The organism is Klebsiella sp. M041 (genome assembly GCF_059759695.1).
This window is the reverse complement of record NZ_JCAXWU010000020.1, coordinates 18,154-38,643: the sequence shown is the minus strand read 5'-3', so window position 1 is coordinate 38,643 and position 20,490 is coordinate 18,154. Positions and strand designations below refer to the sequence as shown.

21 protein-coding genes are annotated in these 20,490 nt (G+C 59.2%); 11 read left to right on the top strand and 10 right to left on the bottom strand.

Going from position 1 to position 20,490, the window contains the following annotated elements; all coding sequences use genetic code 11:
* Positions 1-27: 27 nt before the first annotated feature.
* The 4 genes from mutH to AC6CWS_RS21930 all read left to right on the top strand — a co-directional run bounded on the left by mutH (position 28) and on the right by AC6CWS_RS21930 (position 3,104).
* Entirely contained in the window at positions 28-723 is a 696-nt protein-coding gene (mutH, locus tag AC6CWS_RS21945) for a DNA mismatch repair endonuclease MutH (protein ID WP_048298206.1), read from the top strand.
* 63 nt (positions 724-786) lie between these two features.
* Complete coding sequence (locus AC6CWS_RS21940) at positions 787-1,500, top strand: TerC family protein (protein ID WP_023290903.1); 714 nt, start codon at positions 787-789, stop codon at positions 1,498-1,500.
* A 123-nt stretch (positions 1,501-1,623) separates the two neighbouring features.
* Positions 1,624-1,842: a YgdI/YgdR family lipoprotein gene (locus AC6CWS_RS21935; RefSeq protein WP_002915974.1), complete on the top strand. Its 219-nt coding sequence runs from the start codon at positions 1,624-1,626 to the stop codon at positions 1,840-1,842.
* A gap of 221 nt (positions 1,843-2,063) precedes the next feature.
* A complete protein-coding gene (locus tag AC6CWS_RS21930) occupies positions 2,064-3,104 on the top strand; it encodes an NADP(H)-dependent aldo-keto reductase (protein WP_008806332.1) in 1,041 nt (346 codons plus the stop codon).
* A 198-nt stretch (positions 3,105-3,302) separates the two neighbouring features.
* On the opposite strand, the gene lplT is transcribed toward AC6CWS_RS21930, so the two are convergent.
* The 3 genes from lplT to AC6CWS_RS21915 form a co-directional block, all read right to left on the bottom strand.
* Complete coding sequence (gene lplT, locus AC6CWS_RS21925) at positions 3,303-4,496, bottom strand: lysophospholipid transporter LplT (RefSeq protein ID WP_023290904.1); 1,194 nt, start codon at positions 4,494-4,496, stop codon at positions 3,303-3,305.
* Positions 4,489-6,648, bottom strand: coding sequence for a bifunctional acyl-ACP--phospholipid O-acyltransferase/long-chain-fatty-acid--ACP ligase (gene aas / locus AC6CWS_RS21920; RefSeq protein WP_101994959.1), 2,160 nt, complete (start codon positions 6,646-6,648; stop codon positions 4,489-4,491). The genes lplT and aas overlap by 8 nt, the downstream gene beginning before the upstream one ends.
* A 233-nt stretch (positions 6,649-6,881) precedes the next feature.
* Positions 6,882-7,175, bottom strand: a complete 294-nt coding sequence (locus AC6CWS_RS21915; RefSeq protein ID WP_049013350.1) for a hypothetical protein — start codon at positions 7,173-7,175, stop codon at positions 6,882-6,884.
* Positions 7,176-7,268: 93 nt separating this feature from the next.
* Between AC6CWS_RS21915 and galR the strand changes: the two genes are divergently transcribed.
* Complete coding sequence (galR, locus tag AC6CWS_RS21910; RefSeq protein ID WP_002915981.1) at positions 7,269-8,285, top strand: HTH-type transcriptional regulator GalR; 1,017 nt, start codon at positions 7,269-7,271, stop codon at positions 8,283-8,285.
* Here galR and AC6CWS_RS21905 read toward each other — a convergent pair.
* The 4 genes from AC6CWS_RS21905 to AC6CWS_RS21890 form a co-directional block, all read right to left on the bottom strand.
* The gene (locus tag AC6CWS_RS21905; protein WP_060592051.1) at positions 8,246-8,725 is read right to left on the bottom strand and encodes a GNAT family N-acetyltransferase; all 480 of its coding nucleotides are present in this window, start codon (positions 8,723-8,725) and stop codon (positions 8,246-8,248) included. The two genes, galR and AC6CWS_RS21905, sit on opposite strands and share 40 nt — an antisense overlap.
* Positions 8,722-9,495, bottom strand: coding sequence for a GntR family transcriptional regulator (locus tag AC6CWS_RS21900; RefSeq protein WP_004205433.1), 774 nt, complete (start codon positions 9,493-9,495; stop codon positions 8,722-8,724). The genes AC6CWS_RS21905 and AC6CWS_RS21900 overlap by 4 nt, the downstream gene beginning before the upstream one ends.
* Positions 9,496-9,562: 67 nt before the next feature.
* The gene (locus tag AC6CWS_RS21895; RefSeq protein ID WP_048298211.1) at positions 9,563-10,990 is read right to left on the bottom strand and encodes a glycoside hydrolase family 1 protein; all 1,428 of its coding nucleotides are present in this window, start codon (positions 10,988-10,990) and stop codon (positions 9,563-9,565) included.
* Positions 10,991-10,997: 7 nt separating this feature from the next.
* Positions 10,998-12,335, bottom strand: coding sequence for a PTS sugar transporter subunit IIC (locus AC6CWS_RS21890; RefSeq protein ID WP_023290908.1), 1,338 nt, complete (start codon positions 12,333-12,335; stop codon positions 10,998-11,000).
* 299 nt (positions 12,336-12,634) lie between these two features.
* Here AC6CWS_RS21890 and AC6CWS_RS21885 point away from each other — a divergent pair, with 299 nt between their 5' ends.
* A complete protein-coding gene (locus AC6CWS_RS21885) occupies positions 12,635-13,636 on the top strand; it encodes a LacI family DNA-binding transcriptional regulator (protein ID WP_004229436.1) in 1,002 nt (333 codons plus the stop codon).
* On the opposite strand, the gene lysA is transcribed toward AC6CWS_RS21885, so the two are convergent.
* Positions 13,629-14,891, bottom strand: a complete 1,263-nt coding sequence (lysA, locus tag AC6CWS_RS21880; RefSeq protein WP_023290909.1) for a diaminopimelate decarboxylase — start codon at positions 14,889-14,891, stop codon at positions 13,629-13,631. The two genes, AC6CWS_RS21885 and lysA, sit on opposite strands and share 8 nt — an antisense overlap.
* A 136-nt stretch (positions 14,892-15,027) precedes the next feature.
* Between lysA and AC6CWS_RS21875 the strand changes: the two genes are divergently transcribed.
* Positions 15,028-15,954 carry a LysR family transcriptional regulator gene (locus tag AC6CWS_RS21875; protein WP_065882105.1) on the top strand — a complete coding sequence of 309 codons (927 nt, stop codon included), beginning with the start codon at positions 15,028-15,030 and terminating at the stop codon, positions 15,952-15,954.
* On the opposite strand, the gene AC6CWS_RS21870 is transcribed toward AC6CWS_RS21875, so the two are convergent.
* Entirely contained in the window at positions 15,920-16,633 is a 714-nt protein-coding gene (locus AC6CWS_RS21870; protein WP_023290911.1) for an aspartate/glutamate racemase, read from the bottom strand. The two genes, AC6CWS_RS21875 and AC6CWS_RS21870, sit on opposite strands and share 35 nt — an antisense overlap.
* A 139-nt stretch (positions 16,634-16,772) precedes the next feature.
* Here AC6CWS_RS21870 and AC6CWS_RS21865 point away from each other — a divergent pair, with 139 nt between their 5' ends.
* Positions 16,773-17,099, top strand: a complete 327-nt coding sequence (locus AC6CWS_RS21865) for a cupin domain-containing protein (RefSeq protein ID WP_023290912.1) — start codon at positions 16,773-16,775, stop codon at positions 17,097-17,099.
* Here AC6CWS_RS21865 and AC6CWS_RS21860 read toward each other — a convergent pair.
* Positions 17,096-17,293 (bottom strand): hypothetical protein, encoded by a 198-nt coding sequence (locus AC6CWS_RS21860; protein ID WP_065882110.1) that lies wholly within the window; start codon positions 17,291-17,293, stop codon positions 17,096-17,098. The two genes, AC6CWS_RS21865 and AC6CWS_RS21860, sit on opposite strands and share 4 nt — an antisense overlap.
* A 260-nt stretch (positions 17,294-17,553) precedes the next feature.
* On the opposite strand from AC6CWS_RS21860, the gene AC6CWS_RS21855 reads away from it, so the two are divergent.
* The 3 genes from AC6CWS_RS21855 to AC6CWS_RS21845 are packed head-to-tail and all read left to right on the top strand — an operon-like array spanning position 17,554 to position 20,479.
* The gene (locus tag AC6CWS_RS21855; protein WP_002915995.1) at positions 17,554-18,444 is read left to right on the top strand and encodes a carbohydrate ABC transporter permease; all 891 of its coding nucleotides are present in this window, start codon (positions 17,554-17,556) and stop codon (positions 18,442-18,444) included.
* A complete protein-coding gene (locus tag AC6CWS_RS21850) occupies positions 18,437-19,339 on the top strand; it encodes a carbohydrate ABC transporter permease (RefSeq protein ID WP_025711283.1) in 903 nt (300 codons plus the stop codon). The genes AC6CWS_RS21855 and AC6CWS_RS21850 overlap by 8 nt, the downstream gene beginning before the upstream one ends.
* A gap of 12 nt (positions 19,340-19,351) precedes the next feature.
* Positions 19,352-20,479 carry an ABC transporter ATP-binding protein gene (locus AC6CWS_RS21845; protein ID WP_017899248.1) on the top strand — a complete coding sequence of 376 codons (1,128 nt, stop codon included), beginning with the start codon at positions 19,352-19,354 and terminating at the stop codon, positions 20,477-20,479.
* The last annotated feature ends 11 nt before the right edge of the window (positions 20,480-20,490 follow it).

Below are 20,490 nucleotides of genomic sequence, written 5' to 3'. Positions count from 1 at the left end.
TCATTTTTTAACCAAAGGTGTCACCCTATGCCCGCTATCGCTCCGCTCTCCTCTCCGCCGCAAAGTCAGGAACAGCTGTTGGCCCAGGCCCGCCAGCTGGCCGGCTATACGCTGGGTGAGCTGGCGGCGCTGGCCGGGATCCCCATCCCCCGCGATCTTAAACGTGATAAAGGCTGGACGGGCATCCTGCTGGAGCTGTGGCTGGGGGCCAGCGCGGGCAGTAAACCCGAGCAGGATTTCGCCGCGCTGGGGGTGGAGCTCAAAACGATCCCTATCGACAGCCGGGGCCGTCCGCTGGAGACGACTTTTGTCTGCGTCGCCCCGTTAACTGGCAATAGCGGCGTCACCTGGGAGAGCAGCCATGTGCGGCATAAGCTGCAGCGAGTCCTGTGGATCCCTGTGGAGGGAGAGCGCGCCATTCCTCTGGCGGCGCGGCGCGTCGGCGCACCGCTGCTGTGGAGTCCGGACGAAGAAGAGGAGCGCCAGCTGCGCATGGACTGGGAAGAGCTGATGGATCTTATTGTCCTCGGTGAGGTGGAGCGCATTACCGCCCGCCACGGCGAGGTGCTGCAGCTAAGACCGAAAGCGGCCAACAGCAAGGCGTTGACCGAAGCCATCGGCGCCCGCGGGGAGACGATCCTCACGCTGCCGCGCGGCTTCTACCTGAAAAAGAATTTTACCGCCGCCCTGCTCGCCCGCCATTTCTTGTTACAACACGATTAATTTTTTGTTCTGCGTTGGGGCTTGCATATAATTGCTGCTTTCTATTTTGCAGGACTTTGAACAATGTTATTTGCATGGATAACCGATCCTAACGCCTGGCTGGCGCTGGGCACCTTGACGCTGCTGGAGATCGTGCTCGGGATCGATAATATTATTTTTCTCTCTCTGGTTGTGGCCAAGCTCCCCACCGCCCAGCGCGCCCACGCGCGACGGATCGGTTTAATGGGGGCGATGGTCATGCGCCTGGCGCTGCTGGCCTCTATCGCCTGGGTCGTTAAGCTGACCAACCCGCTCTTTACCGTCCTCGGTCAGGAGATTTCGTTTCGCGATCTGATCTTGCTGTTTGGCGGACTGTTCCTTATCTGGAAAGCCAGTAAAGAGATCCATGAATCTATCGAAGGCGAAGAGGAGGGGCTGAAAACTAACGTTCACTCCTTCCTCGGCGCCATCGTGCAGATCATGCTGCTGGACATCATCTTTAGCCTCGACTCGGTGATCACCGCCGTCGGCCTGTCGGATCATCTGTTTATTATGATGGCGGCGGTTGTGATTGCGGTGGGGGTCATGATGTTCGCCGCGCGACCTATCGGCGATTTTGTTGACCGTCATCCGTCGGTAAAAATGCTGGCGCTGTCGTTTCTGATCCTCGTCGGCTTTACCCTGATGCTGGAAAGTTTCGACGTCCATGTGCCGAAGGGATACATCTACTTCGCGATGTTCTTCTCTATTGCGGTGGAGAGTCTTAACCTGCTGCGCAATAAGAAAAACCCGCTGTAAACCACAAAATTGCAGCCTGGTCACAGGCTGCAACCCTTTTTCAGACTTTACTGCTTTTTATGTCTCACAAATCAGGCTATTAATAGACAGGTATGGGGTGCAGCTACTCAAGAGGTGATGACGATGAAAAAATGGGCAGTATTGATTTCCGCCGTAGGACTGGCGTTCTCGGTTTCCGGTTGCAGCAGCGATTACGTCATGGCGACCAAAGATGGGCGAATGATCCTGACCGACGGTAAACCCACCGTGGATGACGATACCGGTCTTATCAGCTACGAAGATCAGCAGGGTAATAAAATGCAGATCAATCGTGACGACGTTTCACAAATCATTAAGCGTTAATTTTTCCCCGTCGGCCCCAGCCTCTGTTGACGCTGCGCTTACCGACAACCAGTCTTCTGAGAAGAGTCGGGACACACCAGGACACCGCGGGTTTCACCCACCGCTCCTCCTCGTCACCCGGCTTTTTTGATTTTTTTACTTCCTCTTTTTCTCACCCTCTGCCATGTTGATACTCCTTTGTCGGGGAATGCCTGACCTTATAAATAAAAAGGAAGCTGGCTATGCAGTATCACCGTATCCCACACAGTTCACTTGAAATCAGCACCCTCGGGCTGGGAACCATGACCTTTGGCGAGCAGAACAGCGAGGCCGATGCCCATCAGCAGCTCGACTATGCGGTCGCCAACGGCATCAATCTGATCGATGTCGCTGAAATGTACCCTGTCCCGCCGCGCCCGGAAACTCAGGGGCTGACCGAAACCTACGTCGGCAACTGGCTGGCGAAACGCGGCAATCGCGAAAAGCTGGTGCTCGCCTCGAAGGTCAGCGGGCCCGCGCGTAATAACGACAGCAGTATTCGACCAAACCACGTCCTGGACCGGAAAAATATCCGCGAGGCGCTGCACGCCAGTCTGAAGCGTCTGCAGACCGATTATCTCGACCTGTACCAGGTACACTGGCCGCAGCGCCCCACCAACTGCTTTGGCAAGCTGGGCTACACCTGGGCCGACGCCGCCCCCGCGGTGACCCTGCTGGATACCCTCGAGGCGCTGACCGAGTTCCAGCGCGCCGGCAAGATCCGCTACATCGGCGTGTCGAACGAAACCGCCTTCGGCGTGATGCGTTATCTGCACCTGGCGGATAAGCACGACCTGCCGCGGATCGTGACCATTCAGAACCCCTACAGCCTGCTGAACCGCAGCTTTGAAGTCGGCCTGGCGGAAGTGAGCCAGTTCGAAGGCGTGGAGCTGCTGGCTTACTCCTGCCTGGCTTTCGGCACCCTGACCGGGAAGTACCTCAACGGCGCGAAGCCGGCGGGGGCGCGCAATACGCTGTTCAGCCGCTTTACGCGCTACAGCAGCGAGCAGTCGCAGAAAGCGGTGGCGGCGTATGTGGATATCGCCAAACGCCACGGCCTCGATCCGGCGCAAATGGCGCTGGCCTTTGTGCGTCGGCAGCCGTTTGTCGCCAGCACCCTGCTGGGGGCGACGACCATGGCGCAGCTGCAGGCCAACGTGGAAAGTTTACAGCTTGAGCTGAGCGAAGAGGTATTAGCGGAGATTGAAGCGGTGCATCAGGTTTATACCTACCCGGCACCGTAGCACGACCTGTCGACGCCGGCTTCTGGCGTCGCGTTGTTGCCCGGTGGCGGCTACGCCTTACCGGGCCTTCGCTACCCAGGTCGGGTAGCCACCTCAGCAGCCGCGGTAGCCCGGGTCAGGCGTAAGCCGCAACCCGGGGTTTCCCTCTGCCCGCGCGCCTGGCAGGGGTTACGATTTCGAGTCAACCGCGACGAGAAGTTATTTACGCCGCCCCCAGACCCACAGCGCGGCGATGGCCACGGCAAACACCGCGCCAAAACCTATCCCCACGGCGACCGGCGGAACGCCGACGCTCACCGCCAGGGAATAGAGCCCCAACATCAGCAGCATCGCCACGTTTTCGCCCAGGTTCTGTACCGCAATCGCGTTACCCGCCCCGACCGAGTGTTTCCCGCGCTCCTGCAGCAGCGCATTCAGCGGCACGATAAAGAAGCCGCCGAACACCCCGAGCAGCAGTAGCAGTCCGAACGCCGGCAGCAGCGACTGCTGCACCGCAAACGCCATTACCGCAATACCGATCAATATCCCGGCCGGCATACAGCGCGACACCGTCTCCAGAGTCACCAGCTTCGCCGCCGCCCCGGCCCCCAGCACAATCCCCACCGCCACCATCGCATTAAGATAGGTGGGCATGGCGTTGCTGGTAATGCCCAGCGCTACCGGCACCCAGATCACCAGCAGGAAGCGCAGGGTCACGCCAGCGCCCCAGAACAGGCTGGTGCCCATCAGCGAAAAGCGGGTTTCGCCGTTGCGCCACAGCGTGCGGCAGGCGCTGAAGAAGCTGTGCGTCATCGGCTTAAAACGCCATGACTGCCCCGGACGCGCCGCCGGCAGCCTGGGTATCCACAGGTTAGCCACCACCGCCCCGCCGTAGACCAGCGCGCAGACGATCAGCGCCGCCAGCACGTGCCAGTCGGCGAGGATCCCACCGGCCATGGAGCCCAGCAGGATCGCCGCGATGGTCGAGGACTCCATCAGTCCGTTAGCCTTCACTAACTTATCGCCGGTGGTCAGTTCGCCGAGAATGCCATACTTGGCCGGCGAATAGGCGGCGGCGCCAATCCCCACCAGCGTATAGCCGATAAACGGATTAACGCCGAAGCAGATGCAGCCGGCGCCGAGCAGCTTCAGGCCGTTGGCCACCATCATCACCCGGCCTTTGGCAAAGCTGTCGGCGAACTGGCCGACAAAGGGGGCAAACAGGATGTAAGCGCCCACAAACAACATCTGCAGGACCGGCTGGCTCCACTCCGGATAATAAAGCTGCTTCATCAGCGCCAGGGTGGCGAAGAGAAGCGCATTGTCGCCGAAGGCCGACAGGAACTGGGCGCAGATCACCGCCATCATCCCTTTCGAATACAGCGAAGGGTTAGTATGCACTGACTCACTCATGGGTTGTTTCCGCCTCGTCGACCATGTTTTTCAGGGTGACATAGTCTGGCTTGCCGCTGCCGAGCACCGGCAGCTGTTTCAGCCAGCGTATATCGCGCGGCACCGCCAGCTCCGGTACGCCGTGCTGGCGAGCGTAGCGCAGCAGGGCTTCGCGAGTCAGTTCATTATCGGTGGTAAACAGCACCAGCGCCTCGCCTTTGCTGGCGTCCTGTTTAATCGCCGTGGCGTGCATTTTGTCCGGCGACGTGCCGAGGGCCACCTGCTCCACCATCTCAAGAGAGATCATTTCGCCAGCGATTTTGGCGAAGCGCTTCGCGCGGCCCTGGATGCGGACATAGCCCTGCTCGTCGAAGGTGACGATATCGCCGGTGTCATACCAACCCGCTTCCTTTTCGCCGTGCTGATTTTCCGCCGTCGGCGCTTCCAGCACCCCGGGATTTTCCACCCGCAGGTAGCCTTTCATAATGTTCGGCCCTTTCAGCTGTAGCCGCCCCCCTTGCTCAATGCCAGGCATCGCCAGCAGGCGGGCGTCCATCCCCGGCAGGATACGCCCCACGGTGCCGACCTTCGCCGCCATGGGCACGTTGATCGAGACCACCGGGGCGCACTCGGTCACGCCATAGCCTTCGAGAATGCGCAGGCCGAATTTATCCTGCCACAGCTGTTTGGTGCTCTCCTGCAGCTTCTCCGCCCCGGCGACCACATAGCGCAGACGATAGAAATCATAGGGGTTAGCGAAGCGGGCATAGTTGGCGAGGAAGGTCGAGGTGCCGAACAGCACTGTGCAGTTGCGATCGTAGACCAGCTCCGGCACCACGCGATAGTGCAGCGGGCTGGGATAGAGAAACACCTCCGCACCGGTAAGCAGCGGCGTCAGCAGACCGACGGTGAGGCCAAAGGAGTGGAACAGCGGCAGCGCCGACATAAAGCGGTCATTAGCGGTAAAGTCGGCAATGGTTTTGATCTGCTCGACGTTGGCCAGCAGACTTTTATGGCTGTGCACCACCCCTTTCGGATTGCCCTCCGAGCCGGAGGTAAAGAGGATCATCGCCGCGTCTTCCGGCTGCTGCTTAACCTGCGCCAGACGCGGCGCCAGCAGATGGCCGAAAATCCACAGTTTGTCCGCAGGGGTGATATCGCCTTTGAGATCTTCCAGGAACACCCAGCGCACCTGAGTCAGTTGCTCCGGCAGGTGCCAGAGCTTGCCTTTATCAAGGAAGGTGCGCGAGGTAAAAATGGTGTTGAGTTCCGCGGCGGCGATGGCGCTGCTGAGCCCTTTCACCCCGGCGGTATAGTTCATCATCGCCGGAATGCGCCCGCGGGCGATCGCGCCGAAAATCACCGCCGCGCTGATGCCGGCGTTGGGCAGCATCAGGCCGATCTTCTCGCCCCGCTGGCTGTATTTTTCCAGAATGCGGGCGACAAACAGGGTTTTGGTCAGCAGCTTGCGATAGGTATCCGGCTGGAAGTTGATATCCTCCACGCAGGGTTTGCGCGCGCCGAAGCGGTCCTGCGCCGCCAGCAGCGACTCATACAGGGTTTCCCGCGGACGCACCGCCATCCGGGCTTCCATCATGATCTGATGCAGCATTTCTCCGGCGATTTTGCGCCGGTCGCGGGCGCGCGGCGCCTCAGGCATCGGCAGATGGGTGGGCGGCAGCAGATGCAGCTGAATACGCGGGAACAGGCGACGTTTCACCAGCCCCTTCAGCCGGCTGAAGGGCGTCAGTTCAGCGCCTTCAATGCGCAGCGGCACGATGGTCGCCTGCGATTTGGCGGCGACAAAGGCGGCGCCGTCATAAATTTTCATCAGCGAGCCGCTGACCGAAATTCGCCCTTCCGGGAAGATGACCACCGGCCGCCCCTGTTCAATCAGGCGCACCAGATGTTTGATCGACATCGGTTTGGTCGGGTCCAGCGGCACAAAATCGATAATCGGCGTCAGCGCGCGCATAAACCAGCGCTGGCTGATTGAGGTATAGACGGCAAAAACCGGTCGGACCGGCAAAAACAGCGCCAGCAGAATGCCGTCGAGGAACGAGACGTGGTTCGGGGTAATTAAGACTTTTTGCTGGTGCAAAGCCTGCGTGTCGCCGGTCAGTCTGACCCGGTATAACCCCTTGAACAGCAGTCTGAAAAATCCCAAAAGCATAACAACTCCATGTGACCGGTGATGAGTCAAAGCAGGTTACACGAGAAGGCGTGGGAAAGCAGTGCAGCGGGGGGATTTTCAGAATAAAAAAAACCTGCGCATCCGCGCAGGCTGGTGTAAGACGTCCAGTACGAAGAGCGTACCTGAGAAACTCACCTATCAATACCTCTGGGATCTCGATTGTCGCGTTTTTCGCCCGCTTCGGGCCAGCGGGAAAACGCAAGGGAGTGAGCCTAAGTGCAACCAGTTATTACGATTTTCGCTATCTGTAACAACGCCGGCGACGGGCAAAAAAAAACCTGCGCATCTGCGCAGGCTGGTGTAAATAAAGTGGTCAACATGACGTTGACTCCACCTATCAATACCTCTGGGATAGCCAGAATATCAACCTGCTCGGCGGACAAACCAGCGAACATTCGCAACAGCGCATCGCAAAGTGTAAGCAAAGGTTTGTATTTCCCCGAGCCGGTTTCAATTACTGATAGCGTCAATGTAAACAGGTCACCGATAAGCCCGCTCTGAATCACATTTGCGCCATTCCTTCGCCGCCGCGCCTTGAATCTGCCGCTCTTTCCCGTAACATAGCAGTATGTAAACGCTTACCCTATAAAAGGCATGGTATGGCGACAATTAAGGATGTAGCCCGACTCGCAGGAGTCTCCGTCGCTACCGTCTCCCGCGTCATCAACAACTCTCCCAAAGCCAGCGAAGCCTCGCGTCAGTCCGTGGGCGCGGCGATGGAAACCCTCAACTATCACCCCAACGCGAACGCCCGGGCGCTGGCCCAGCAGTCCACGGAAACCGTCGGCCTGGTGGTGGGCGATGTCTCCGACCCCTTCTTCGGCGCGATGGTCAAAGCCGTCGAACAGGTGGCCTATCGCACCGGCAATTTTTTGCTGATTGGCAATGGCTACCACAACGTGCAGAAGGAGCGCCAGGCGATAGAGCAGCTGATCCGTCACCGCTGCGCGGCGCTGGTGGTGCATGCCAAAATGATCCCCGATGAGGAACTCGCCGGGCTGATGAAGCAGATCCCCGGCATGGTGCTGATCAACCGCATCCTGCCCGGATATGAAACGCGCTGCGTAGCGCTGGACGATCGCTACGGCGCCTGGCTGGCGACCCGCCATCTGATCCAGCAGGGGCACACGCGTATCGGCTACCTGTGCTCAAACCACGATATCTCTGATGCGGAAGATCGCCTGCAGGGGTACTACGCGGCGCTGGAGGAGAGCGGCCTGCCGTGCAACGACCGGCTGGTCACGTTCGCCGAGCCGGATGAAAGCGGCGGCGAACAGGCGATGACCGAACTGCTTGGCCGCGGCCGCCACTTTAGCGCCGTCGCCTGCTATAACGACTCGATGGCCGCCGGCGCGATGGGGGTGCTGAACGACAACGGCATCGACGTCCCGCGGGAAATTTCGCTGATCGGCTTCGACGATGTCCTGATTTCGCGCTATGTTCGCCCGCGGCTGACCACCGTCCGCTACCCGATCGTCACGATGGCGACCCAGGCGGCCGAGCTGGCCTTAGCCCTGGCGGAGCAGCGCCCGGCGCCGGAGATCACCCACCTGTTCAGCCCGACGCTGGTGCGCCGTCATTCGGTGGTGGCCCCGCAGGAAGGCGATAAGTCGTAGCGATAGAGATGCACGGCGGTGGCCGGGTAATCCAGCCCCTCGCCGATGTAGCGCCAGCCGAAGCGTTCATAAAAATCGCGGCAGGCGGAGTAGAGATAAAGCTCCCGATAGCCCGCGCGGCGGGCATAATCGATCACATGCCGCTGCAGCTGTCCGGCCAGCCCCTGACCGCGAGCGGCGGGCGCGACGTACAGCGCCGCCAGCCAGGGAAACAGATCCTGGCGGCTGATCAAATCGCAGCGCCAGAGGCCAATCGTTCCCAGCAGCTGCTCCCCTTCCACGGCAATAAAGGTCAGCGGCAGCGCCTCCGCCGTCTGGCTATGCTGCACAATGCTGGCGAAAAACTCCCGCGGCAGCGCCTCGCCGCCAAAGGCCTGCCACAGCCGGTCGGTCACCTCCCGGGCGAACTGCGGCGCGGCATATAGCGGCAGGATCGTCATACCAACTTCCCCTGAAAAATCGGCACCGAGTCGAACAGATAGCCGTCAAAGTCCGGGGCGTCTTCATCGGACAGCTCCAGCAGACTGTTTTTAACGTTTTCCAGATGCTGCCACATCGCCTGCCAGGCGCCCATCACATCGCGACGCCGCAGCGCGGCAAGCAGGGTCTGCCGGTCGCCGAGCCACTTCAGCCGCCAGGCGCGGCTGGCAATGTGCACATTAAACTGCTGCCACAGCGGGCTGCTGTCCATCTGCAGCCAGATCCGCTCCACCGTCGCTAACAGCATCTGGTTCTGCGTCGCCCCGGCCAGCACCAGATGGAACAGACGAGCGTTATCCTGGGCGGTGTCGTTGAGGGCGATTGCCCGCTGCTCCTGCTCGATAATCCGCTTCAGATTATCGATATCGGCGCGGGTGGCCATTTTCGCGGCAAAGGCGGCGATATTGCTCTCCAGCAGCTGGCGCGCCTGGAGAATTTCAAACGGACCAACGTCGCTGCTGAGCAGCTGCTCTTCTTCGCTGTCGTTTTCGTGCGGGATACGCATGACGTACACCCCGGATCCCTGACGGATATCCACCGTCCCCTGCAGCTCCAGCATCAGCAGCGCTTCGCGCACGATGGTCCGGCTGACGCCATAGGTTTCGGCAATATGGCGTTCCGGCGGCAAGCGCGACCCGACCGGGTAGCGCCCCTGCGCGATCTGGGCGCGCAGGTCATCACCAATCTCCTGATAGGGCTTCTTTTCCGGCGGAATTATCGCTTTTTCCACAAAATCACCTGTGCGTTACATGCCTGCGAGTCAAACACGGCGCTATCTTAGCAAATATTGCCCCCGGCTAGCGGTATTCATCATCGATATCCAGCACCAGTTCACGCCGTTCGCCGAGCTGACGAAACCAGTGCGCCGAGGCTTTGGGTCGCCGGGCGCGATGGTTTTGCAGGTCGATTTCGATAAGCCCGTAGCGGTTTTTAAAGGCGTTCATCGGCGACACGTTGTCGGTAAACGCCCACAGCATATAGCCCTGGCAGTTGGCTCCTGCCTCGCGGGCGCGCAGGGTGTGCCACAGATGTTCGCTGATAAAACGAATGCGGTAGCTGTCGTCAATGGCGCCTTCGCGGTTACGGAACTGGCCTTCGTTTTCCACCCCCATCCCGCTCTCCGCCACGAACCAGGGAATGTTGCGATAGTCATTTTTTATCCGCATCGCCATATCAAAGATGATTTGCGGGTAGATTTCCCAGCCGCGGGAGGCGTTCATCCGCCGGCCGGGCAGCTCAAACGACTCATAATACCAGGCCGGATGGAACGGGGTATGCGGATGCCAGGCCCGCGACGGGGCTTTGACCCGGTGCGGATAGTAAAGGTTAATCCCCAGCTCATCGACGGTGTGCTCGCGGATAATCGCCAGATCCTCCGCGCTGGCCTCCCACGTCACCTGATGCTGCTCAAGCAGCGCGAGAAGCGCCGGCGGCCAGACCCCGTGCACCAGCGGGTCGAGAAACATACGGTTATAGAACAGATCGTAGATCTCCGCCGCGCGCAGGTCATGCGGGGCGCGGGAGCGCGGGTAGGTCACCTCCGGATTGAGGATGCAGCCGACGGTCCCGGGATAGCCTAGCTCGCGAAATCGCTTCACGACGCAAGCGGTCGCCAGCACCTTATGGTAGTTCCACTGCATCCAGGTGCTGGTGTTCTGCTCATAGGGCCAGCGCAGGGCATCAAGATAGACCCGGGTCTGCACCACGATCGGCTCATTAAAGGTAAACCAGCGGGTCACCTTCGGGTGGTAGCGGGCAAAAACCTGCTCCGCGTAGCGCACAAACAGCTCGACCACCGTTTTCGACCCCCAGCCGCCATACTTTTCCAGCAGATAGCCCGGTAGTTCGTAATGCTCAAGGCAGATCATCGGCGTGATGCCGTTGGCCAGCAGCGCATCGAACAGCTGGTCGTAATAGGCCGCATACTCCTCATCCACCGTGACGTTTTCATAGTCGGTCAGAAAGCGCGACCAGTTGATCGAAGTGCGGTAGTGGGTCAGCCCGGCCAGCTTCATCAGCTGCACATCTTCCTGAAAGCGGTTGATAAAATCGGTAGCCACCGCCGGGCCATAGCCGTTATGCCAGACGTGACGGTCGTTTTTGTACCAGAGATCGGGCCAGGAGTCCTGCCCCGGTTTTTTCCCGCTCCAGCCCTCGGTCTGCCAGGCGGAAGCCGCCGCGCCAAGGATAAAATCATCGGGAATAGTCATCCGTACGGTAGTCATAGGCTCCTCAGACAGGGTTGGCGGTCTGTTGATTGTCTGCCTGACGCTGCGCGGCATCGGCACGGCGGGAGGCGATTTTGACGAAAGGCAGATAGATAAGCACCGCGGCCACGATGCAGATCAGCTGGGTGACCACCGCCCCCATCGAGCCGGCGGTGGAGAGCCAGGCGTTGATCAGCGGCGGCGTGGTCCAGGGCACCATCACCACCGCCTTGCCGGCGAAGCCGGTCAGGGTGGCGAAATAGCCGATGCTGCCGGTCACCAGCGGGGTGATGATAAACGGGATGGCGAGGATCGGGTTGAGCATGATAGGCATCCCGAAGATCACCGGCTCGTTAATATTGAACAGCCCCGGGCCTATCGACAGCTTGGCGATCTCTTTCATCTCTTTGCGCCTGGTGGCGATCATCACCGCAATCAGCAGGCCGATGGTCAGCCCCGAGCCGCCGATGCTCATGTAAACATCCCAGAAGGGCATGGTGATGATGTTCGGTACCTCTTTCCCCTGCTCAAAGGCGCTCATATTGACGGTGATCGCCCCCAGCAGCAGCGGCTCGCGGATCGGCTTGATCATCTGGTTGCCGTGAATACCGATCACCCAGAACAGCTGGGCGACGAACATCAGCAGCAGGATCCCCGGCAGGCTCTGCACCACCCGCTCCAGCGGCTGCTGCACCACCTGGTAGACCGCATCGTAGAGATACATTCCCGTCAGCTGGTGGAAGAGAAAACCAAAGGTGGCGATCGCGGTGGTGGTGATGATCGCCGGGATCAGCGCCGAAAAAGAGGCAGAGACGTTCGGCGGCACGGTATCCGGCATCTTGATCTTCAGTCCCTTGCGCCCCTCCAGCCAGCAGTAAATCTCGACCGACAGAATGGCGATGAACATCCCGAGGAACAGGCTGCGGGTGTCGGAGAACTGACGCAGCAGGACATCTTTCACCACGTGCATCTGGCCATCGACCATCATCTCCACCGTGGTCGGCGTGACGCAGATAAAGCAGATCACCGCCAGCAGGCCGGGAAACAGGCTTTTGATGCCGTTGATCCGCCCCAGCTCAATGCCGATCAGAAACACGGCGCCGATATTGAGGAAGTTGAGCGTGGCGTAGTTCAGCGCGCTGGTGATCGGCTTCAGCGCGGCGAGAAAGGAGAGCGAGGAAAAGCTGGCGAGCCCATTCTTTGGATCCAGCACCATATTGGAGATCAGTACCGAAAAGGCCCCGACGATGATCACCGGCATCAGGGTAATAAACGCCGATTTGATCGCCATAATGTAGCGATAGCTGTTGAATGTCGTCGCGAAACGCCCCAGCGCGTCGATCAGTTTGTCCTGTAATGCCATAAAAGAGTACCTCAGTGTAAAGGGCTTATTGCGGCCAGGTGGACAGCCAGAGACTTTTGGCATACCAAAACATAGTTGCCAGGCAAAAATTGTTCTGTGACAGCGCTCGCAACCCGCTGCGTGGTATCCCAAATACCGATATTAAAATCTATTGGCATACCAGATAGCGCCGGTTGGTCAGTTCCTGCTAAAAGCGTGATCGCGATGGTTTTTCCGCCCCGCCCCGTCGATATGTCCCTTTTCGGTCTGTGATAAACTGCGCCTTACCACGTGAAATCAGGAATCGATGAATGGCTACAATGCTGGATGTCTCAATTCGCGCAGGCGTCTCGAAAGCGACGGTTTCCCGCGTGTTGAACGGCACAGGTCAGGTGAAAGAGAGCACCCGCCAACAGGTCTTTAAAGCGATGGAAGAGCTGGGCTATCGGCCGAATTTCCTTGCCCGCTCGCTGGCCAATCAGACCAGCAACAGTATCGGGCTGGTCGTCTCCACCTTTGACGGCTTCTACTTTGGCCGTCTGCTGCAGCAGGCGTCACGCCAGACCGAAGCCTGGGGAAAACAGCTTATCGTCACCGACGGCCATGATACGCCGGAGCGCGAAGAGGAAGCGGTACAGATGCTCGCCGACCGGCAGTGCGATGCGATCATCCTCTATACCCGGCATATGAGCGAGAAGGCGATCATGTCGCTGATTAACTCGATCGCCATGCCGCTAGTGGTGATTAACCGTGATGTGGCGCAGGCCCGCGAACGCTGCGTGTTCTTCGAACAGCAGGAAGCTGCCTTCCAGGCCGTGGAGTATCTGATTACCCAGGGCCACCGCGATATTGCCTGCATCACCGTCCCGATGCACACCCCCACCGGCCAGGCGCGCCTGCAGGGCTATCGCAACGCGCTGATAAAACATGGTATTGAGTGGGATCCGAGCCGGGTGAAATACGGGGACTCGACGATGACCCGCGGCTACGAGCTGTGCCGGGAACTGCTGGACGAGAAAGCCCGCTTCAGCGCGCTGTTTTCCTGTAACGATGATATGGCGCTGGGAGCGTCTAAGGCGCTGCATCAGGCGGGGCTGCGTATTCCGCAGGATGTGTCGCTGTTTGGCTTCGACGATGCGCCAAGCGCGAAATGGCTGGAGCCGGGGCTGTCGACGGTCTATCTGCCGATCGACAACATGATCACCACGGCTATCGATCAGGCGATCAAGCTTGCTAACCAGCAGCCGATCGAAACGATCCCGCCGTTCACCGGCACGCTGGTGTTGCGTGAGTCGGTGACGACGGGACCTTTTTTTAAATAAGCTCTAAGGCCAGCAGCTCCTGGATGGTCTGGCGACGGCGGATCAGCCGCGCCTTGCCGCCATCAAACAGCACCTCCGGCAGCAGCGGACGGCTGTTATAGTTGGATGACATCGAGGCTCCGTAGGCGCCAGTGTCATGGAGCACCAGATAATCCCCTGGGGCCACCGCCGGCAGCAGACGGGTCTCGACTTTCCCCCCTTCCTGCTGGGTAAAGACGTCCCCGGACTCGCACAGCGGCCCGGCCACCACGGTCTCCACCTGCGGCGCGGCGCTGAGATCGCGGCCATCCGCCGCCAGAGCGGTGATATGATGATAGCTGCCGTACATTGCCGGGCGCATCAGGTCGTTAAAGCCAGCGTCAATCAGCACGAAGTGGCGGCTGCCCATCTCTTTCACGCTGCGCACCTGCGACACCAGCACGCCGGACTCGGCCACCAGGAAGCGTCCGGGTTCAATCTCCAGTTTCACCGGGTGACCCAGATGGGTGGCGATCTGCTCCCGGGCGCGGTTCCACAGGCCATAATAGTGAGCGGTGTCGATGGCCTCTTCGCCCTCGCGGTAAGGAATAGACAGGCCGCCGCCGGCGGAGATGGCCTGCAGATCCTGACCAAAGTCGACAACCTGGCGCACCATCGCGCCGCACACCTGCTCCAGGTGACCATAGTCGACGCCAGAGCCGATATGCATATGGATCCCCACCAGCTGCAGCTGATAGCGACGCATCACTTCCAGCGCCGCCGGCAGGTGGCTGTACCAGATGCCATGCTTGCTGTTCTCACCGCCGGTATTGGTTTTCTGGCTGTGGCCGTGGCCAAAGCCCGGGTTGACGCGCAGCCATACGCGATGGCCCGGCGACACTTCACCCAGTTGGCTCAGCATGTCGATCGAGCCGGCGTTCACCGGGATCTGTAACGCCTTGACGCGATCGAGGGTCGCCTCGTCGATCAGATCGGCGGTGAAGACAATATCCTCTGGATTCTGCTGCGGATCGTAGCCCGCCGCCAGCGCACGCTCGATCTCCCCCAGCGACACCGAGTCCACCTTCACCCCCTGCTCGCGCATCAGACGCAGAATATGGATGTTAGAGCAGGCTTTTTGCGCAAAACGCACCACGTCAAACTGGCTGAGCTGGGCAATCTGGCGGCGAATAATCTGCGCATCATAGACCCAGACCGGGCAGCCAAATTCCGCCGGCAGGCGCAGCAGATTGTCCGCGGTCAGATCGGTATCGGTGGCGTAAAGCGAGTGTGGCATAAGAACTCCGGTGTAGTGCGTGTGTTGGTCGCTGTTTTTTCTGATTACGCCACAGCGCCGGACGAATAAAAAATATCGTTTTATCGCGACTCTATGCAAAAATGATATAGTTCCAGCCGAGCCTCAGGGAGACCGCATGCCAGCCGTCAATTTGCGTCATATCGAAATCTTTCATGCGGTGATGACCACCGGCAACCTGACCGAAGCCGCGCGGATGCTGCATACCTCCCAGCCCACCGTCAGCCGAGAGCTGGCGCGCTTTGAGAAGGTGCTCGGCCTGCGGCTGTTTGAACGGACCCGCGGTCGCCTGCAGCCAACCGTGCAGGGCCTGCGCCTGTTTGAGGAGGTTCAGCGTTCCTGGTACGGCCTGGACCGCATCGTCAGCGCCGCCGAGAGCCTGCGCGAGTTCCACCAGGGCGAGCTGTCGATAGCCTGTCTGCCGGTCTTTTCCCAGTCCTTTCTGCCGCTGCTGTTGCCGCCGTTCCTCGCCCGCTACCCGGAGGTCAGCCTGCAGATCGTCCCCCAGGAGTCGCCGCTGCTGGAGGAGTGGCTCTCCGCCCAGCGCCATGACCTTGGCCTGACGGAGACCCTGCATACCCCCGCGGGCACTGAACGCACCCCGCTGCTGACGTTGAATGAAGTCTGCGTGCTGCCCGCCGGCCATCCGCTGGCGGCGCAGACGACGCTGACCCCCGCCGATTTTCAGGGCGAGAACTACATCAGCCTGTCGCGCACCGACAGCTATCGCCAGCTGCTCGACGCCCTGTTCCTTGAGCATCAGGTCAAGCGGCGGATGGTGGTCGAAACCCACAGCGCGGCCTCGATCTGCGCCATGGTGCGCGCCGGCGCCGGGATCTCGGTGGTTAACCCGCTGACCGCCCTGGACTATGCCGATAGCGGCGTGGTGGTGCGCCGCTTCAGCGTCGAAGTGCCGTTTACCGTCAGCCTGATCCGCCCGCTCCATCGCCCGCGATCGGCGCTGGTCGACGCCTTCGTGACGCACCTGCAGCAGAGTCTGCCGCAGATCCTCACGCCGCTGGCGTCGGTTCTGCAGAGAGCATAAAGTTGACCGCGTCCTCAGCGTGGATCGCCGCGGTGTCAAAGACCGGCAGCGGGCTGAGCTCGGCAGGCACCAGCAGGCCAATTTCCGTGCAGCCGAAAATAACCCCTTCCGCCCCCTGCTCCGCCAGGGCGGCAATCACCTGCAGATAATAATCCCGCGACGCCTCGCTGAAGGTGCCGAGACAGAGTTCGTCGAAAATGATCTGATTGATCCGCGCCCGATCGTCGGCCTCGGGGATCAGCGTCTCGATGGCAAACTGCGCCTGCAGACGACCCCGGTAAAAGGTCTGCTCCATGGTATAGCGGGTGCCCAGCAGCGCGACCCGCCGCTGGCCCTTGGCGGCAATCGCCCTTCCGGTGGCGTCGGCGATATGCAGAAAGGGAACCTGGCAGCGGGCGGCGATGGCATCCGCCACCTTGTGCATGGTGTTAGTGCACAGGACAATGCCCTCGGCGCCCGCCTGCTGCAGCCCAACCGCGGCGTCGGCAAGGATCGCGCCGGCGCGATCCCAGTCGCCGGTGGACTGACAGGCTTCAATCTCGTGAAAATCGACGCTATGCAACACCAGTCTGGCGGAGTGCAGCCCGCCCAGTCGCGCCTTCACACCTTCATTAATCAGGCGATAGTAAGGGATCGTTGACTCCCAGCTCATGCCGCCTAACAGGCCAATGGTTTTCATCTTTTGCTCCTTATGTTGTTTCTGCCAGTGAAACAAACTTGTGATCAACTTTCCACTTCTCTGGCCGCGTATTTCTTTTTCATGAAGAGTGAGATAACTTAAGTGAAACAATGTTTCATTTTAACAACAGGATCGGCAGATGTTTATTTTCCATAAAGACACCACCCTTGAAGACCTTGGCAATGGCGTAACCCGCCGCATTCTGGCCCATGACGGCAAAATGATGGCCGTGGAGGTAAATTTTGCCGCCGGCGCCGTCGGCCCAATGCATAACCACCCTCACGAACAGCTCACCTACGTGCTCTCCGGCGAGTTCGAATTCACCATCGGCGAGGAGACGCGCGTCGTCAGCGCTGGCGATACGCTGTACAAGCAGCCGGGGATCATGCACGGCTGCGTCTGTCTGCAGCCCGGCACGCTGCTCGATACCTTTACCCCCATCCGCGAAGATTTCCTCCAGGGTTAATCCCTGTCGGGGGGCGCTTGCCGCCCCCGGTTATCTATCTGTACCTTCGAATAAAATATACCAGCAAAATCATTACCCTGATAATAATATTCCCCGCCTCGCTTACGCTGATATTTCATACTTTTCAGCCCCTCACAAACGCCTAAAATGCTTACCACCTCACCTTTTTGAAACATCGTTTCGACTTTGATCACATTTCCATCCAGATCTGCATGACGCGGAAATAAATCGCAATAAAATGAAATTAAAACGGTGTTTTATAAAAAACAGATCAGCATAAAAAAAAGAGCCTGACGGCCCCTCCACGCTGGGCCAGTTAAAACCTAACCCATTCATTAACAAGGATATGTTAACCAGAGGAAGCGTTCAGACTTTTTTGCGTGGTTCGCGGCCAAAGGCCGACAGCGCCGCGTCACCGGATCCGTATTACAACTCGTAAGCCAGGTAGGTATGTATGAATGAAAACAAGCTGCTGGGATTGGCATGGATATCGCCCTATATCATCGGGCTGATTGTCTTTACCGCTTTTCCTTTTGTTTCATCTTTCTTTCTCAGTTTTACTGAGTACGACTTGATGAGTCCGCCGGTATTTAACGGCATTGAAAACTATCGCTATATGTTGACCGAGGATAGCCTGTTCTGGAAATCAATGGGGGTGACCTTTGCCTACGTCTTTTTAACCATCCCCTTAAAACTGGCTTTCGCCCTCGGCATTGCCTTTGTGCTCAATTTCAAACTGCGCGGTATCGGCTTTTTCCGCACCGCCTACTATATCCCGTCGATCCTTGGCAGCTCGGTGGCGATTGCCGTGCTGTGGCGCGCCCTGTTCGCCATTGACGGCCTGCTGAACAGTTTTCTCGCCGTCTTTGGCATCGATGCCATCAACTGGCTGGGGGAACCCTCGCTGGCGCTGATGTCAGTCACCCTGCTGCGCGTCTGGCAGTTTGGTTCCGCGATGGTCATCTTCCTCGCCGCGCTGCAGAACGTCCCGCAGTCGCAGTATGAGGCGGCGATGATCGACGGCGCCTCGAAGTGGCAGATGTTTATGAAGGTCACCGTGCCGCTGATCACCCCGGTGATTTTCTTCAACTTTATTATGCAGACCACCCAGGCGTTCCAGGAGTTTACCGGCCCGTACGTGATAACCGGCGGCGGCCCGACCTATTACACCTACCTGTTCTCGCTCTACATCTACGATACCGCCTTTAAGTACTTCGACATGGGCTATGGCGCCGCGCTGGCGTGGGTGCTGTTCCTCGTCGTGGCGGTCTTTGCGTCGATAGCCTTTAAGTCATCGAAATACTGGGTCTTCTATTCCGCCGATAAGGGAGGCAAAAATGGCTGATATTCAACAGATGGCGCCGGTGATGAGCGACGCCGATCGTGAGGTGGCCCGTACGCTGCGCCGGGAAAAGGTGAGCCGGGTGGTGCGCTACGTCGTGCTGGTGTTCGTCGGCCTGCTGATGCTCTACCCGCTGGCGTGGATGTTCTCCGCCTCGTTCAAGCCGAACCATGAGATCTTCACCACCCTCGGGCTGTGGCCGACTCACGCCACCTGGGACGGGTTCATCAACGGCTGGAAGACCGGCACCGAATACCATTTCGGCCACTATATGCTGAACACCTTTAAGTATGTGATCCCGAAGGTCGTGTTAACGATCATCTCCTCCACCATTGTGGCGTACGGCTTCGCACGCTTTGAGATCCCGTGGAAGAAGTTCTGGTTCGCGACGCTCATCACCACCATGCTGCTGCCGAGCACCGTCCTGCTGATCCCGCAGTACCTGATGTTCCGTGAAATGGGGATGCTGAACAGCTATCTGCCGCTGTATCTGCCGCTGGCCTTCGCCACCCAGGGATTCTTTGTCTTCATGCTGATCCAGTTTCTGCGCGGCGTCCCGCGCGATATGGAAGAGGCGGCGCAGATCGACGGCTGCAACTCCATCCAGGTGCTGTGGTATGTGGTAGTGCCGATCCTCAAGCCGGCCATTATCTCGGTGGCGCTGTTCCAGTTCATGTGGTCGATGAACGACTTTATCGGTCCGCTGATCTACGTCTACAGCGTCGATAAGTATCCCATCGCGCTGGCGCTAAAAATGTCTATCGACGTCACGGAAGGCGCGCCGTGGAACGAAATTCTGGCAATGGCGAGCATCTCCATTCTGCCGTCCATCATCGTCTTCTTCCTGGCTCAACGCTACTTCGTGCAGGGCGTGACCAGCAGCGGAATCAAAGGTTAAGAGGGAAATATCATGGCTGAAGTGATTTTCAACAAACTGGAAAAAGTTTACTCAAACGGGTTTAAAGCGGTGCATGGTATCGACCTGAAGATTGCCGATGGCGAATTTATGGTGATCGTCGGCCCTTCCGGCTGCGCCAAATCGACCACCCTGCGCATGCTGGCGGGTCTGGAGACCATCAGCGGCGGCGAGGTGCGGATCGGCGATAAGATCGTCAACAACCTGGCGCCTAAATCCCGTGGTATCGCGATGGTGTTCCAGAACTACGCCCTCTATCCGCATATGACGGTAAGAGAAAACCTCGCCTTCGGCCTGAAGCTGAGCAAGCTGCCCAAGGCGCAGATTGATCGGCAGGTGGAGGAAGCGGCGAAAATTCTTGAACTGGAGGAGCTGCTGGAACGTCTGCCGCGCCAGCTCTCCGGCGGCCAGGCGCAGCGCGTGGCGGTGGGCCGGGCGATCGTCAAAAAACCGGACGTCTTCCTGTTCGACGAACCGCTCTCCAACCTGGACGCCAAGCTGCGCGCCTCGATGCGCATCCGCATTTCCGATCTGCATAAGCAGTTGAAAAAATCCGGTAAACCGGCGACCACCGTCTACGTTACCCACGATCAGACGGAAGCGATGACCATGGGCGACCGCATCTGCGTGATGAAGCTCGGCCACATTATGCAGGTCGATACCCCGGACAACCTCTACCACCAGCCGAAAAATATGTTTGTCGCCGGCTTCATCGGCGCGCCGGAGATGAATATTCGCCCCAGCCAGCTGGTTGAGCACGACGGCCGCCTGTGCCTGACCCTTGGCGACCAGCGCCTGCCGTTGAACGACCGTCTGGCGGAGAAAGTCGGCGCGTATCAGCATCAGGAGGTGTTCTACGGGGTCCGCCCGGAATTCGTGTCGCTCTCCGACGCGCCGTTCGCCGAAGGCGGCTGCATGGGCGAGATGGTGCGGGTGGAAAACATGGGCCATGAGTTCTTTGTCTATCTGCAGGTCGCGGGCTACGAGCTGACCGCTCGCGTGCCGTCGGACGATGCGAAGCCGATGATAGCTAAGGGACTGAATCGAAAAGTCTATTTCACCTTTGATCTTAACAAGTGTCACATCTTTGACGCCAAAACCGAACAGAACCTCTCTCTGTGAACCCTGGAGCA

What these genes read in the sequence shown, in the direction of transcription:
- mutH (WP_048298206.1), top strand. Translation starts at nt 28, where the DNA reads ATGCCCGCTATCGCTCCGCTCTCCTCTCCGCCGCAAAGTCAGGAACAG.
- AC6CWS_RS21870 (WP_023290911.1), bottom strand. Translation starts at nt 16,633, where the DNA reads ATGAAAACCATTGGCCTGTTAGGCGGCATGAGCTGGGAGTCAACGATC.
- AC6CWS_RS21855 (WP_002915995.1), top strand. Translation starts at nt 17,554, where the DNA reads ATGAATGAAAACAAGCTGCTGGGATTGGCATGGATATCGCCCTATATC.
- galR (WP_002915981.1), top strand. Translation starts at nt 7,269, where the DNA reads ATGGCGACAATTAAGGATGTAGCCCGACTCGCAGGAGTCTCCGTCGCT.
- AC6CWS_RS21890 (WP_023290908.1), bottom strand. Translation starts at nt 12,335, where the DNA reads ATGGCATTACAGGACAAACTGATCGACGCGCTGGGGCGTTTCGCGACG.
- lplT (WP_023290904.1), bottom strand. Translation starts at nt 4,496, where the DNA reads ATGAGTGAGTCAGTGCATACTAACCCTTCGCTGTATTCGAAAGGGATG.
- AC6CWS_RS21865 (WP_023290912.1), top strand. Translation starts at nt 16,773, where the DNA reads ATGTTTATTTTCCATAAAGACACCACCCTTGAAGACCTTGGCAATGGC.
- AC6CWS_RS21895 (WP_048298211.1), bottom strand. Translation starts at nt 10,990, where the DNA reads ATGACTACCGTACGGATGACTATTCCCGATGATTTTATCCTTGGCGCG.
- lysA (WP_023290909.1), bottom strand. Translation starts at nt 14,891, where the DNA reads ATGCCACACTCGCTTTACGCCACCGATACCGATCTGACCGCGGACAAT.
- aas (WP_101994959.1), bottom strand. Translation starts at nt 6,648, where the DNA reads ATGCTTTTGGGATTTTTCAGACTGCTGTTCAAGGGGTTATACCGGGTC.
- AC6CWS_RS21875 (WP_065882105.1), top strand. Translation starts at nt 15,028, where the DNA reads ATGCCAGCCGTCAATTTGCGTCATATCGAAATCTTTCATGCGGTGATG.
- AC6CWS_RS21905 (WP_060592051.1), bottom strand. Translation starts at nt 8,725, where the DNA reads ATGACGATCCTGCCGCTATATGCCGCGCCGCAGTTCGCCCGGGAGGTG.
- AC6CWS_RS21930 (WP_008806332.1), top strand. Translation starts at nt 2,064, where the DNA reads ATGCAGTATCACCGTATCCCACACAGTTCACTTGAAATCAGCACCCTC.
- AC6CWS_RS21935 (WP_002915974.1), top strand. Translation starts at nt 1,624, where the DNA reads ATGAAAAAATGGGCAGTATTGATTTCCGCCGTAGGACTGGCGTTCTCG.
- AC6CWS_RS21940 (WP_023290903.1), top strand. Translation starts at nt 787, where the DNA reads ATGTTATTTGCATGGATAACCGATCCTAACGCCTGGCTGGCGCTGGGC.
- AC6CWS_RS21850 (WP_025711283.1), top strand. Translation starts at nt 18,437, where the DNA reads ATGGCTGATATTCAACAGATGGCGCCGGTGATGAGCGACGCCGATCGT.
- AC6CWS_RS21845 (WP_017899248.1), top strand. Translation starts at nt 19,352, where the DNA reads ATGGCTGAAGTGATTTTCAACAAACTGGAAAAAGTTTACTCAAACGGG.
- AC6CWS_RS21885 (WP_004229436.1), top strand. Translation starts at nt 12,635, where the DNA reads ATGCTGGATGTCTCAATTCGCGCAGGCGTCTCGAAAGCGACGGTTTCC.